Annotated in this window: 10 protein-coding genes and 2 pseudogenes; 10 read left to right on the top strand and 2 right to left on the bottom strand. The window is 70.7% G+C overall.

The window, feature by feature from the left end; translation table 11 throughout:
• Positions 1 to 67: 67 nt before the first annotated feature.
• The 8 genes and pseudogenes from ACP4J0_RS35365 (at position 68) to ACP4J0_RS35330 (ending at position 10,670) form a co-directional block, all read left to right on the top strand.
• Positions 68 to 2,997, top strand: a pseudogene (locus ACP4J0_RS35365) (Tn3 family transposase).
• 207 nt (positions 2,998 to 3,204) lie between these two features.
• Positions 3,205 to 3,831 carry a PadR family transcriptional regulator gene (locus ACP4J0_RS35360; protein ID WP_405683784.1) on the top strand — a complete coding sequence of 209 codons (627 nt, stop codon included), beginning with the start codon at positions 3,205 to 3,207 and terminating at the stop codon, positions 3,829 to 3,831.
• 20 nt (positions 3,832 to 3,851) lie between these two features.
• Positions 3,852 to 4,817 carry a hypothetical protein gene (locus ACP4J0_RS35355; RefSeq protein WP_426603081.1) on the top strand — a complete coding sequence of 322 codons (966 nt, stop codon included), beginning with the start codon at positions 3,852 to 3,854 and terminating at the stop codon, positions 4,815 to 4,817.
• A 160-nt stretch (positions 4,818 to 4,977) separates the two neighbouring features.
• Positions 4,978 to 5,187: pseudogene (locus tag ACP4J0_RS35350) on the top strand (zinc finger domain-containing protein); the annotation flags it as partial.
• Positions 5,188 to 5,982: a recombinase family protein gene (locus ACP4J0_RS35345; RefSeq protein ID WP_426603079.1), complete on the top strand. Its 795-nt coding sequence runs from the start codon at positions 5,188 to 5,190 to the stop codon at positions 5,980 to 5,982. It begins immediately after the preceding pseudogene.
• 61 nt (positions 5,983 to 6,043) lie between these two features.
• On the top strand, positions 6,044 to 6,463 hold the full coding sequence (locus tag ACP4J0_RS35340) for a hypothetical protein (protein WP_426603063.1): 420 nt from the start codon (positions 6,044 to 6,046) through the stop codon (positions 6,461 to 6,463).
• Between the two features lie 431 nt (positions 6,464 to 6,894).
• Positions 6,895 to 7,776, top strand: coding sequence for a type VII secretion system-associated protein (locus tag ACP4J0_RS35335; RefSeq protein WP_426603061.1), 882 nt, complete (start codon positions 6,895 to 6,897; stop codon positions 7,774 to 7,776).
• Entirely contained in the window at positions 7,773 to 10,670 is a 2,898-nt protein-coding gene (locus ACP4J0_RS35330; protein ID WP_426603059.1) for a hypothetical protein, read from the top strand. The genes ACP4J0_RS35335 and ACP4J0_RS35330 overlap by 4 nt, the downstream gene beginning before the upstream one ends.
• A gap of 151 nt (positions 10,671 to 10,821) precedes the next feature.
• Here the strand turns inward: ACP4J0_RS35330 and ACP4J0_RS35325 are convergent, their stop codons facing one another.
• On the bottom strand, positions 10,822 to 11,289 hold the full coding sequence (locus tag ACP4J0_RS35325) for a cupin domain-containing protein (RefSeq protein WP_426603057.1): 468 nt from the start codon (positions 11,287 to 11,289) through the stop codon (positions 10,822 to 10,824).
• A gap of 320 nt (positions 11,290 to 11,609) precedes the next feature.
• A complete protein-coding gene (locus tag ACP4J0_RS35320; protein ID WP_426603055.1) occupies positions 11,610 to 12,035 on the bottom strand; it encodes an OsmC family protein in 426 nt (141 codons plus the stop codon).
• Positions 12,036 to 12,716: 681 nt separating this feature from the next.
• On the opposite strand from ACP4J0_RS35320, the gene ACP4J0_RS35315 reads away from it, so the two are divergent.
• Together ACP4J0_RS35315 and ACP4J0_RS35310 are read left to right on the top strand one after the other, a co-directional pair.
• Positions 12,717 to 13,388, top strand: a complete 672-nt coding sequence (locus ACP4J0_RS35315; protein ID WP_426603077.1) for a response regulator — start codon at positions 12,717 to 12,719, stop codon at positions 13,386 to 13,388.
• 129 nt (positions 13,389 to 13,517) lie between these two features.
• Complete coding sequence (locus tag ACP4J0_RS35310; RefSeq protein ID WP_426603053.1) at positions 13,518 to 13,826, top strand: Atu4866 domain-containing protein; 309 nt, start codon at positions 13,518 to 13,520, stop codon at positions 13,824 to 13,826.
• Positions 13,827 to 14,327 lie beyond the last annotated feature (501 nt).

Raw genomic sequence — 14,327 nt, 5'->3', positions numbered from 1 at the left:
GTAACTTTCGTAGCCCTCGTTTCCCCGCCTGGGCCGCCTCGTTGAGCTGAACGAGTGACGGCGAAGGATGGGGCGCATGCGGCAGGACTGGGAGCCGGAAGACCTGATCGAGGTCTGGACGCTGCTCGAAGACGACATGAAGAAGGTGCGGAACAAGTCCGGGGCGACCCGGTTGGGATTCGCGCTGTTGCTCAAGTTCTTCGAGGTGGAGGCCCGGTTCCCGGAGTCCGCCAAAGAGATGCCCGCGGCGGCGGTGGAGTACGTGGCCCAGCAGGTGAAGGTCCCCGCCGAGGCGTGGGACGTCTACGACTGGCAGGGCGACCGGATCAAGCGGCACCGCAAGGAGATCCGGGAGGCGTATGGGTTTCGGGCGAACACCGAGGAGGACCAGGAGCGGCTGGCCGAGTGGCTGGCCGCTGAGCTGTGTCCGGTGGAGCTGTCGCGAGATCGGCTGGCGGCAGCGGTGGTGGCCCGCTGCCGTAACGGCCACATCGAGCCGCCGGCCCCAGGCCGGGTCGGGCGGCTGGTGGGCAAGGCGGTCAAGGACTTCGAGGCCCAGTTCTGCCGCAGCAGGATGGAGCGGATCTCACACGCGACTCGGTCGCGCCTGGAGGACCTGGTCGCCGACAGCCAGGACGAGACGGGCGAGGGAGCGGACGGCCAGGATGTGGTGTCGGCCGGCGGGCGTTCGCACTTCGCCGAGCTGAAGGCCGACCCGGGGGCGCCGGGCCTGGAGAGCCTGCTTGCGGAGGTGAACAAGCTTCAGCGGGTGCGGCGGCTGGAGCTGCCCGCGGATTTGTTCGCGGACGTGTCGGAGAAGCTGGTGGACGCGTGGCGTGCGCGGGCGTCGAAGGAGTACCCGGCGAACCTGGAGCGGATGAAGCCGCCGCGACGCCTGACGCTGTTGGCCGCGCTGTGTCATGTGCGGCAGACGGAGATCACCGACTCGCTGGTGGACCTGTTCATCCAGCTCGTGCTGAAGATCAACACCCGGGCGGAGCGGAAGGTCGACAAGGAGCTGAACGCCGAGCTGAAGAAGGTCCGGGGCAAGGAGGGGATGCTGCTGCGGGTCGCGGAGGCGGCGCTGTCCGAGCCGTCCGGCACCGTGCGGTGGGTGATCTATCCGGTGGTCGGCGGGGAGAAGACGCTGAAGGCGCTGGCGGCGGAGGCCGCGGCGAACGAGGCCCGCTACAAGGCGCGGGTCCGCACGGTGCTGCGGTCGTCGTACTCGGCGCACTGGCGCCGGATGCTCTCGCCGCTGCTGGGCGCGCTGGAGCTGAAGTGCAACAACACTGCCTACCGGCCGGTGATGGACGCGATCGATCTGCTCCAGCGCTACCTGGACCAACCGCTGAAGGAGGGCGCGTTCTTCGATCCGGCGGAGAGCGTGCCGCTCGCGGGGGTGGTGCCCGAGCACTGGCGGGCGGCGGTGGTGGACGACAAGGGCCGTGTCGAGCGCATCCCGTACGAGCTGTGCGTGCTGGTCGCTTTGCGGGACGCGGTGCGGCGCCGGGAGATCTGGGTGGTGGGGGCGAACCGGTGGCGTAACCCGGAGGACGACCTGCCGGCGGACTTCGAGGACAACCGGGACGTGCACTACGCCGCGCTGGGCCAGCCGCAGGACGCCGGGGAGTTCATCGCCGCCCTGCAAGGCAAGCTCCGCACCTCGCTGGACCGCTTCGAGCAGGCGCTGGCGGAGGGCACAACCGGCGGGGTGGCGATCGTCAAAAAGCACGGCGAGCCGTGGATCAGGGTCTTCCCACGCGGCAAGCAGGAGGAGCCCGAGAGCCTGGTGGCCATCAAGGGCGAGATCGAGCGGCGCTGGGGCACCATCGACCTGCTGGATATCCTGAAATACGCCGAGTTCGACACGGACTTCATCGCCGAGTTCACCTCGGTCGCCACCAGAGAGATGCTGTCGAAGGAGGTACTGCGGCGCCGGCTGCTGCTGGTCCTGTTCGGGCTGGGCACGAACATGGGGATCAAGCGGGTCGCGGTGACGGGCAAGCACGGCGAGTCGGAGGCGACGCTGCGGCGGGTGCGGCACCTCTTCGTCAACCGCGCCAACATGCGCGCGGCCTTGCGCAAGTTGGTGAACGCCACCTTCGCCGTCCGCGATGAGATGTGGTGGGGCACGGGCACCGCGTGCGCCTCCGAAAGCCGCAAATTCGGCGCATGGTCCAGCAACCTGATGACCGAGTGGCACCAGCGCTACCGGGGCCCCGGCGTGATGATCTACTGGCACGTCGAGCGGAAGTCGGTGTGCATCTACTCCCAGCTCAAGTCCTGCTCGGCCTCCGAGGTCGCCTCGATGATCGAGGGCGTGCTGCGGCACTGCACCGACATGGTCGTGGACCGGCACTACACCGACACGCACGGCGCCTCCATCGTTGGGTTCGCCTTCGCGCACATGCTCGACTTCAAGCTGATGCCGAGGCTGAAGAACATCGGCTCGGCGAAGCTGTACCGGCCCGCGGCCGGGGAGGACGACCAATGGCCGAACCTGGGCCCGGTGCTCTCCACCAAGACGATCGACTGGAACCTGATCGCTCAGCAGTACGACCAGATCGTGAAGTACAAACCGCCCTGCGACTGGGCACCGCCGAGGCCGAGCAGGTCCTGCGCCGGTTCACCCGTGGAGGGCCGAAGCACCCGACGTACCGGGCGATCGAAGAGCTGGGCCGGGCGGTGCGGACCTCGTTCGTCTGTGACTACCTGGCCGACGTCGAGATGCGCCAGGAGATCCACGAGGGGTTGCAGGTGGTCGAGAACTGGAACTCCGCGAACAAAGACCTCTTCTACGGAAAGGACGGTGACCTGGCCGGTACGGACAAGGAGTCGCAGGAAGTCAGCATGCTCGCGCTACACCTGCTCCAGTCGGCGCTGGTGCACGTCAACACGCTGCTGATGCAGGAAGTCCTGGCCGACCCGAGTGGGCGGACAAGCTCACCGACGCGGACCGCCGGGCGCTGTCGCCGTTGTTCTGGACCCACGTGAATCCGTACGGCCGGTTTGAGCTGGACATGAACCGCCGCCTGGACCTGGACCTGGTCGCAGTGTCGGCCGTGCCCAGCCCGCGCAGTCCGCAAGAGGAAGCAGCCTCGGCCCCCGCGTGACACCGACCCGCAGGCCGCCGAGCCGTCCGACCCGACTCCAGTTCCCACGAGGCGTCCAATAGTTTATTTAGACTGATAGAGTTCGACTATGCCACGTCGCGCTCTCGACAACCCAATCGTTCTGGCAGTGCTCGGTCTCCTGCTCGAACAGCCCTCGCATCCGCACCAGATGCTTGCCGAACTGCGAAAACGCAGCGACAACCACGCGGCCGCGATCACGCGAGGCACGCTCTACAACACCGTTGCCGCCCTGACCGAAGCGGGATGGCTTGCGTCACAAGGCCAGCAGCGCTTGGGAAACCGTCCGGAGAGGACCGTCTACGCCCTCACGGAAGAGGGCCGCAACGAACTCGTACGACGGCTGGATTCCCAGATCCGCAACCCAGAGCGCGAGTTCTCGCAGTTCCTGGGCGCAGTCACCTATCTCGGTGCCCTCGGGACGAGCGGCGCGGTGGAGGCCCTGGTTGAGCGTGCCCAACGCCTCCGGCAACGCACGGCCGCCGATGAAGAACGCCTCGCGGAGGCCTTGGCGGCCGGCGTGCCCCGCATGCACGTCATCGAAGCTGAATACGCGTTGTGCCTCGCTCGCGCCGAAATGGCGTGGATCGACTCGGTCATCGATGACCTCCGCACCGGCTCACTGACGTGGCCGGCCGATTCGGCGACAACCTCCACACCTCCTGTAACGCCGAACCGAAAGGAATCGAACGCGTGACACTGACAACGCATGACGGCATGCTCTTCGGGATCTACCCGGGCGGAGTCGCCGGTGATGACACCGGGGGTCTGGCCAGCGGCCTGCCCGATGACCCGGCCCTCGTGTCGAGTGCACTCGACCGCCTCCAGGGCCGCCCAGGCCGCCCGTTCCTGGTACGCGCCTACATAGGCTTCGACGACGCCACCCGCCTCGGCGAGCCACACGCGACCGCGGCGCCGGCCGCCGCAGCCCAATACGCCATCCGGGGGCGCCGCTTGGACCTGGTGGCGCAGTACCAGTCCACAGCCGGAGATGTCGACGGCTACTGCGACTTCCTGCGCGAGCTGGTCGAGCAGTACGGCGCGGTCACGAGCACGCTGCAAGTGACGGAAGAGCCCAACGTCACGTCGAACCCGACGCTGGACGGCTACTACCCGGCGGTGCACGAGGCGATCGTCCGTGGGGTTTCCGTCGTCAAAGCGCGAGCACGTGAACTCGGACACACAGACCTACGGGTCGGATTCAACACCACTCCCCTCTTCGGGCCAGCAACCTCCTTCCTCGCTGATCTGACCAACCTCGGGGGAGGAGACTTCATCACCGATCTGGACTACGTGGGCCTGGACTTCTTTCCCGACGTCTTCCAACCCGTTGACGCATCCGACCTCACGCACGCTGTCGAGGGACTGCTACGTCATCACCGCGACTCGGTACTGGCACCCTCCGGCTTGGGACACCTACCGCTGCACATCACCGAGCACGGTTGGCCTACCGGACCCGAACGCCACCCGCAGCGGCAGGCTGACGTCGTCGAGACCGTGGTGAATGTGATCGCCGCCCAATCGAAGCAACTCCACCTGAGCGGTTACACCCATTTTGCGCTGCGAGACGCCGACAGCGCCCAAACGGGACTGTTCCATCAATTCGGGCTCACCGCCGATGACTACTCTCCCAAGCCTGCCTTCGACACCATGAAGATGCTCGTCGAACGCTTCAGTGTCTGAAGGGATCGATGAGTGGGGGGCAGGCTGCCCCCCGGGATCGCAGCCTGCCCACTCTCACAAATGACCCTTTCTCGGAGCAAGATCAAGAACAGTCGGCGGAAGCGGTCCGGGTCGCGGATTCACTGTCACAACTCGCTCTCACTCAAAAGTGGAACTAGGCATGTTGTGGGAAATGTTTGTGACAGCATCCGGGGTCATGACGGGCCCTCAGATCACACTCACGTCCGAAGCGGACGACGTCGAGCGCCACCCCTGCCCACGCTGTAACGCTCAGCCAGGTTCACCCTGTCGCTCGCGCTCCGGTGCGGTTGCCGGGACGTACCACACGGGCCGCTTCACGAAGGTGCCCCGGCTCGCGAAACTCCTGCGTGTGCCGACACCCGCCGATCGCGGTCCCGGCCAGCCATGGCGGCCCGGCATCCCGGCGCCCGCGCCCGTCGACCCGGACACCCCGAGCGCGGACATCCGCATCGGATACGCCCGCTGTTCGACCCTCACCCAGGAACTCCAGACACAGCTCGACGCGCTCGTCGCCAAGCGCATTCCCAGGGACAAGATCTTCTCGGAGAAGATCAGCACCCGAGTCCGGGTCCGCCCGCAGTTCGAGGCAGCCCTAACCGCCGCCCGAGAGATCAAGGCCCACGCCCCGCACTGCCGGGTGATCTTCACGGTGTACGAGATGAAGCGTCTCGGGCGCGATGCCGCGGAGCTGACCGCGCTCGCCGACCACCTCACCGCCCACGGCCTAATCCTGGAAATGCTTGCCGGACCCCTCCCGGGGATGTACGACCCCAGCGGTCCGGGACGCCTGCTGTTCGGGTTCTTCGCGGCGATGGCGGAGACCGAGCGCGAGAACATCCGCGAGGCCACCCTCGAAGGACTCGACACGGCGGCCCGCAAGGGCAACCACGGCGGCCGACCCCCGGTCATCACCGACGACATGCTGCACACCGTGCTCCGCCGCCGCGCGAACGGCGAGACCGTCGAGGACGTCCAGCCCGACCTGATCATCCCCACCGGCCGCCGTAAGGGACAGAGCCCCAGCCTCTCCAGCATCTACCGGGCGCTGGCTGAGCACGAGAAGACCCAGGCGTACCCGGAGGCCGTCGAGGCGGCGCACGCCGACTTCGCCGCCCTCCAGCAGCGCGACCGCAGACCCAAGTAGTTACTCAGCGCTACACGCCACCTGGCGGTAGCTATACGAGAACAGGGCCGCCTACGCGGTGATGGCGCAACGGAACGACGAGGGAGTGGTGCTGGCGGACGGACGACCGGTGTCGGACGAGGAGTTCGCCGAACTGGTGCTGCACGACCCCGAACGCCGACCGGACGTGCCCGTGGTGGTCCTGGTCGGGGAGGAGGACGGCCGCAACGAGGCCCTCGCACAGATGATCGCCGACCACACCCGCACCCGCGTCTGGTTCACCTACGGTGCCCTGCTGCTCGAAGCGGCTCCGAACGGCCGCCAGGTGGTGTTCCTGGCCGCGCCCAGCTCCGGGAGCGATCCGACCACGACATGGGCCCCCGCCGACCCGGGACAGGTCGCCGACGATCCGGCGGCCACCGTCACGGCCGCGAACGGCACCGGCTCCCCCGCCACCGACATCCACACGCACCCACCGGTCACGGTCGACGACAGTCACTGACCGGGCGGGCGCTCCTCGACGCGCACAACATGGCGATGCAAGGGTCGGCCGCAGTATGACATCGGTGCACAGCACGCACAGCACGCACAGCACGCACAGCACGCACAGCACGCACAGCACGCACAGCACGCACAGCACGCACAGCACGGAACACGGACAGCCGGACAGTCGGACAGCCGTGCGACGGGGCGCGGCAGTCGGACGCGGTCGGTGCGCACGCGGGCAGGAGTGAACCGACCGACAGGCTCCGACGTGTACGCCATGAGGCGCCAGCCCGACCGCAGGAGGCCGGCACACGGCGTCCGCCGCTGCGCGGGCGCGTACCCGGCCCCCTCCCGGTCACCCGCCGTCTACCACTTCTCCCACGCCGCGGGGCACCGCGCGGGCGACAGCGGGCTGCCGAGTGATCCACCACTGAGCTGAGGACGACGATGAGCGAGAACACCCCCGGCGACCGCACCTCTGCTGAGGCAGAGCCCGACGCGGCGGCGGACGGGGTCGGCGAGTTTGCCCCGGAAGCCCCCGATTCCCGGCCCGCCGATGCCATCGACGGCGCCCCGCCCATCCCCGACGAGATCCGCGAGGCCGCCCGACTCGCGCCCGACCACTGGCTGGGCATGGTCGACCCGACGTGGACGGGAGAGAACGAGCCGCCGCCGCCGTGGGCGACGGTCGGCCGCTGGCGCTCCAGCCCCGAGGGCGAGGTCGTCGAGTGGGAGGACAACCCCGACTACCGGCCCTCCCCGCGCGCCCTGGGCTGGCCCGAGCCCGAGGACGACGTGGACCAGGCCGTCCAGTTGGCCGCCACCGGCTACGGTCCCGGCGAGGCGGTGCCCGAGGCGCTGGCCGACTACGAGGTGGCGGTCCTCACGGCCCCCGGCGGCGGACTGGTGTCGATCACCACTCCGGAGGGCACCGCGGCCGTCCCGCTGTACACCTCGCCGGTGTACCTGCACACCTCCGGCCGGTTCGGCTTCGAACTCACGCGGGTCGACGGGGAACTGCTGGACCAGGTGCCCGCCGGCCACCTGCTGTACCTCAACCCCTCCGGCCCGGTCTCCATGACGCTGGAGCCCGACGCGGTGCGCGAGGCCCTCGACAGCCCCGTAGTCACCGAGGACGCCGACGGGCCGGACCGGCCGGTGTCCGCCGTCCCCCCGGCACCGGTTCCGGTGATCACCACCAGCTCCGACACCCCCGCCGCTCCAAGCGCTTCCGCCGGTGCCACCGCCGGCGGGAGCGGGACCCTGGACGGTGCCGCGCAGGCGCAGGCCGCCCTCAACGGTGACGCTCCGCCGGAGCGCGACGCGTGAGCCGCTGGGCCTCGGTCTTCTCGCGCCGGGGCGGCAGGCCCGGCCCGGCGGACGGAGGCCCGTCACGGGCCTCCGCGGCGCCCCCGGTGGAGGACGTCGACGGTGTTCTGCTCCTGCGTTCCGTGGACGACGGCTTCCCCTCCCTGGCGGAAATGGCTGAGGTCGCCCACGCGATCCGCACCGGCAGCACCAGGGAGGGCGAGGAGAGCACCACCACGGTGATGGTCGGCGTGCCCGCTCAGGACGGGGCCGGCGCCGCCGAGCACTGGGGGCGGCTGGCCGCCCTGCTGGACCGGCTGCGGGAGCAGGGCACCACCCGGGTGCGCCTGGCGCTCTCCGGTGCCGGACACGACCGCCCCGAGTCGCCGAGCATGGCCCGACGCATCGCCGACGCCTGGGAGATGGAGGTTCTCGCCCCGGACGGGGCCGTACTCATCACCCCCGGCGGAGTGCTGTTCGTGAAGGACAGCCACTCACCCCCGGCGGCGGGGGGCTGGTGGCGCTTCGCCCCCGGGGCGGCACCCCGGCCGTTGGGGCTGCGTGCGCCGGTGCCCGCCTGGCAGGAGGCGTTCACGCGGCTGCCCGCGCGGACCTCGGGCGGCTGTGTGGTGCACCCGATCCCGGCGGGCATGGCCGTGCGTCCGGCGCAGGCCCCCCGGCCTGATGCGGGTGACCTGCCTTTCGCGGTGCCCGTCCACCCCCAGCGGCCCGTGGTACTGGTCGGTGGTCCCTACGCCGAGGACGTCGCCGCCGAGGAGGTCGCCGCCGTACTGGCTGCCCTGCCGGCCCCCCTGCGTTCCCGGGTGCTCCTGGCTCCCGGCGGCCGCCGCGATCTGCTGCGCCTGGGCCAGTCGGTCGCCGACATGCTCGGCGGCGAGGTGGAGGTCCTCACCGGCATCCCGTTGAGCACCGGCGACGCGCGAGCCGGGGGCGCGGTCCGCCCCACCCTGATCGGTACCGGCGGGGAGCTGACGTGGCAGCCACTGGTGACGGCCGTGATGTGCGCGCCGGCCGGTGCCGACGGCCGGCCGCCCGTGCCCCGGCCGCTGCACAGCCACTCCCCGCTGCCGGGCACCTCCCTCACGGCCGAGGGCACCGTACGGTTGACCGACCGCTGGAAGGTGGCACCCACCCGGGCCGGGGTGGCGGTGGTCCTTTCCGATGCCCCCAGCCCGTCCGCGGTGGCACATCCCGTGGACCACGAGGCCTTCGTCGTCGAACTCGGCGCTTGCGGGGAGCCTCTGGACGACTCGCTGCTGCCGGCCCTGTCCCGCCTGCTCACCGAGCTGGGCCCGCAGTTGCGCGCCAGGACGACGCTGGTGGTCTGCGGACGCCTGGACCTGGGGGAAAGGGCGCTGCGCGAGGTGGCGGCCCGGCACAAGGTGGCAGGCATCCGCTACGTAACGCGTAGGGCACTGCCCGGGCCCCGCCCCGCCGGTCCCGTACCGGCCCTCGCGCTGACGCGGGGCGACGCGCAGGCGGTTTCACGGCCCCGCGCGCTGACCGGGACCGATACGCCGGCCTCCGCACGGACTCCGGCACAGCCCGCACAGTCCGCACAGCCCGCACGGCCCCCGCAGCCCGCTCGGCCCGCGCAGCCGCCGGCTCAGCCCGCGCGGGACGGGGCCGGACGGCAGGAGGCCGAGGAGCAGCCGGTGACAGCCGCCCCCGTCTCCTCCGCGCCTGCCCACGCCGAGTCCGCGTCCACGAGGGCGAAGGAGCCTGAGCCGTCGCAGGACGGGGTGGAGGAACCCGTTTCGAGTGCCGGCACCGGCATGCCGCGGACCCCGGCCTCCTCCTCGGACCCCGCCACGGCCGTCTCTTCGGACCCCGCCGCAGCGTCCTCCTCGGACCCCGCCGTGACCGCGGAGCCCCGGCCGGCGCCGCAGCCACCGCAGGCTCCCGGACCTGCGATGCCCGTCGCCCCCACGTCGTCGTCCCGCCGCGCACCGGCTCCGGGAACCGCTCCCGAGCCGGTACCCGGCCCCGAGCCGGAACCCGGACCGGAACCCGCGCCCGCGCCCCCGCCCGCGCCCCCGCCCGCTCATCCACCCGCACCCGCACCCGCGCCTGTCCGCGCGGCCCCGGGGACGTCAGCACCCGCCGTACCCGCCGTCTCCGTTCCGCTGGCCCCCGGCCATGTCAGCAGTGCCTCGGAGCGGGCCGCCTTCCGCGCTCTGACCTCCGGGGAATGGGAGCATCACAGCGCGGCCGTGGTCCGGTGGCTGACCCGGATGCCCGCACTGCGCAGCCAGGGACTGGAGGCGGCGCGGGAGGACCTGATCGCCGTCCACGCCTACCTCACCGCGCAGGAGGGCGCGGCACTGCACCACGGCGCACTCGCCCGCGAGATGCGCGCCGGTGAGAGCGGATTGCTGCCGTACGCCGCGTGCCTGGCCTCGGCCCTGCGCCGGCTGCCCTCCTACCGGGGCGTGGCCGTACGCGGCGCGGACGCCCTGGAAGGAGCCCCGGACGCGCCGGAGGCCGGGGCGCTGCTCGTGCAGCCGGGACCGGTCAGCGCGCTGGCGTTGCCCCCGGTCCGCCCCGACGGCCCGGCGACGCGCTACGCGATCTGGTCGGTGACCGGCCGCAAGGTACGGCACCTGTTGGACGCCCTCGGCAGCGGTGCGTCGCCGACGCAGGAGGAGATCGTCTTCGCCCCGGGCACTGGCTTCCGGGTGCTGGGGACGCGTGAAGTGCACGGCTCACCGGTGATCCTGCTGCGCGAACTGCCCGGCAGCGCGGCCACCTGGACGGACAGCTCCGAGGCGCTCAGTGGCCTGGACCGCTCGGCGCTGGACCGGCTGGAGAAGGCGTTGAAGGACGCGTTCGCCGGTGGACCGGGCCCGCATTGGCCGCAGCGCTGCACCGGACCGGTGGGACCGGCCCGCTGACGGAGCGGGGCCGGGACAGCACCGGCGCTCGGCCGGGCGGGCGAAGCGGCCGGCCCGGCAGCCGGCGTGTGGAGGGCGGCGACGGAGTCATCCGGACGGGGCCCGCGCGCCGCCGTGTGCGGGTGAAGGGGTACGGCGGTCGACGGGCCGGTCAGCCGAGGGTGTAGCCGTACTTGTCGGCGACGTTCGCCATGGCGACCACGTCGGCCGGGTCGAGAGGTGGGGCGACCTGGCCTCGGACGCCGGGGCGGCCGATCTCCTGGAACATGCCGTCCATGCCGCCGGGAACGTAGAGGAAGTACATGCGGGCGGGGTGGCCCGGGCTGGTGTTGCGGAAGGAGTGGCGTACGCCCTTGGGGACGTAGACGACCCCTCCGGGCTCGACGTCGAACTCCTCGTCCCCGGCGGTCACGCGGAGGGTGCCGTCGAGGAGGATGAACGTCTCGGACTCGCCGTGGTGGGTGTGTGGCGGCGGTCCGGCGTCGGTCGGCACGATGGCTTCGGTCAGGGAGAGCTCTCCGTCGGTCTCCTTGGCGGAGAGCAGGGTGGTGTAGGTGTCTCCGACGAGAAACACCGGGGACCCGCCGTCCGGCGGTATGTGCAGGGGAGGCAAGGACATGGTTCGTTCTCCTGGGTGGTGATGTGCCGGTCCGGCCCGGCCGGAGGGCGGGTGAGGAGGACCCGAAGGGTGTCGGCGGCCGCGGGGGAGAGGCGTGGCGGCGGTCTCCGCGCCGGGGGCGAGCGGTCTGCGGCGTGAGCGGCGTTCGCCGTGCCCACGGGGTCGGCTCACCATGCTGCTGGCGCATTCCCGAGGCCGGTGTACTCACGGGGCCGGGGCTGCGTGTCGTGCGGCGGCTGACTGACGTACTGCGGCGCTTCCCGTGGTCCTCAGGGCAGGGGATGCCGCGCGTCGCCGCGGCATCCCGAAGGGGGTGTGCGTCAGACGAGCTTGGCCGACAGGGTGATGGTCGTGCCGGTCAGGGCCTGGCTGACGGGGCAGTTCTTCTTGGCGTCCTCGGCGGCGGCGACGAACGCGTCGTTGTCGAGGCCGGGGACGGTGCCCTCGACGGTGAGGTGGATGCCGGTGATGCCCTCGCCGGGCTGGAAGGTGACGTCGGCGGAGGTGGTGAGCTTGGTGGGCGGGGTGCCGGCGCCGGCCAGGCCGTGCGACAGCGCCATGGAGAAGCAGCTGGAGTGGGCGGCGGCGATCAGCTCTTCGGGGCTGGTCTTGCCGTTCGCCTGCTCGGCGCGCGAGGGCCACGACACCGGCTGCTCGCCGATGCCGGACGAGTCGAAGGTGACGACGCCGTTGCCGTCGAGCAGGTCGCCGTTCCAGACGGTGTGTGCGGAGCGCGTGGTTGCCACGATGGGTCCTTTCCTCTTGCTTGCTGTCTGTCCGCCCCGTTTCCGGGGCTGCGGGACCCATCGGACCACACGCGGTTCTCAGCGTGGAGCCGTAACGGCCGGGGGCGATAGGAGCAACTATGCCTGTTTTGCGACCCGTTGATGAACCGGTGCCGAGGGCACACTGCCGGACGCCGCAAACCGCTGTCCTCCGTGTCCGCTCCCTCGGTGATCGATTCGTGGTTCCCTCTTGCGAACGCGCCGTAGCTGCCCCGGGGCGGCGACGGGATTGGGGCAGGAGCGAGGAAGGGCGATTCGGCGCCGGAGCCGACAAGTAGAAGATTGCTCAAGCGACTGCTTCGGCATCACTTTTCAGGACATCGGGTCGAGGCGGCCGGTCCGTCCCGGTCCACGGGCCGGACGTCCCGTCGGAGGCGGAACCGGCGAGGCGCGGAAGAAACAACCCATGCGCATTTCGTTATCGGCCCCGTCGGCCCCGTCGGCCCCGTCGGCCCCGTCGGCCCCGTCGGCCCCGTCGGCACGGCCGGCCTCCCGGTCCGCCCGATCGCACATGTCGTTCCGCCGCGACGGCGATCGTGTCCGCTGGGTGAGGCAGGGGGGAACACGTTGCGCCGCTGTCCCCCCGTGGGAAGATGTGGTGCGGGCGACGGGCCCTGCCCGAGTGAGGCAAGGAGAGCTGCCATCAGCATACGTGTGCTGGTTGTGGACGATCAGGCGATCGTTCGTACGGGCTTCGTGGCGATTCTGAACGCCGAAGACGACATGACCGTGGTCGGCGAGGCCGCGGACGGGGAAGCGGCCGTGACGATGGCGGCCGAACTCGCCCCCGATCTGGTGCTGATGGACATTCGGATGCCCGGTATGGACGGGCTGACGGCCACTCGGCTGATCACGCGGCACGGCAGCCGAGCCAAGGTCCTGGTGCTCAGCACGTTCGACCTCGATGCCTATGTGTACGACGCGTTGCGCGCGGGAGCCTCCGGTTTCCTGCTCAAGGATGCCGGTCCGGACGATCTGCTGTCCGCGATACGGGTCGTCGCCTCCGGAGACGGCGTCCTCGCCCCCGCGGTCACACGACGCTTGATAGCGGCCTTCTCCCAAGGGATACCGGTTCAGGCGGAGGTCGCCGGGGCGCTGGAGTGCCTCACCCACCGCGAGCGCGAGATCCTGATTCTGGTGGCCACGGGCTTGAGCAACGCGGAGATCAGTGAGCGTCTGGGACTGGCCGTGGGCACGGTGAAGGTGCATGTCAGCGCGGTGCTCGGCAAACTGGCCCTGCGGGACCGCGTGCAGGTGACCATCTTCGCCTACGAAAGCGGACTGGTCCGCCCGTCCGGGATACCGACTGACTGAGAGACCCGGAAGGGCTCCGAACCGGGCGACGCCCGCTGGTCACGAGGACGGGTGCGCTGCACCCAGGAGTCCTCCACCCAGGAAAACGGCAACCTGGCTGGGTCCCGCCGTAGGACCGACGATGAAGCCATGAACGGCAACGACATCCCCCGCGAGCCACACCCGTACGTCGGTATGTGGGTGACCGCGGACGGCCACATCCGCCAGGAACTCCTCCCGAACGGCCGCTACGACGAGGCCCGGGGCAACCGCCAAAGCGCCTACACCGGCCGCTACACCGTCACCGGCAACCACCTCGACTACGTCGACGACACTGGCTTCACCGCCACCGGCGACGTCCGCGACGGCATCCTCTACCACGAGCACCTCGTCCTCTACCGCGAGAACGACCCGCGCGCCCGGCAGGACTCGGGGCGAGGCCCCCTCGGACAGGTGTAGCCCGACGCCCCAGGGGGAATGGACGGGTCACGTCTACCCGGTGCCTGCGCTGATGCCCGGCGCCGCGGCCCTCGACCCGTAGCCGGTCCCACCGCCCCTTATCCACCCCGTGGCCTAGTGCCGTCTGCACCCAGCGATGGAGTCGCGGTTCCTGCTGACGGCGGAGGTGTGGGGCCGAAGCCGCCGCGATGCTGGTGCACATGACCGATTCCGACCTGCTCAACGCGCTCTCCCACCGGTACGGACGCGGAGCCGGCGCAGTGGGTGGGTCGGTCGTCGTTCCTGGTGTCGCCGGCCGTGCCCGCGGTAGGTCGGGCTCGCGGCCGCCGTCGCCGCCATGACGGCGTCGTTGCCCGATACCCGCGTCCTCCGCCGGCACTGACGACTGTCCGTGGCCGACCTGACGAACCGATGAACCGAAGAAGGGCAACCATGTCCACTCAAGCCGCTGGTGTCCGCTTCAGCTTGCTGGGGCCCGTGATGGCGACCCGGGAGGGTGTT

This window comes from Streptomyces sp. WG7 (genome assembly GCF_049975785.1).
Taxonomy (GTDB): Bacteria; Actinomycetota; Actinomycetes; order Streptomycetales; family Streptomycetaceae; genus Streptomyces.
This window is presented reverse-complemented; position numbering and strand designations above follow the sequence as displayed.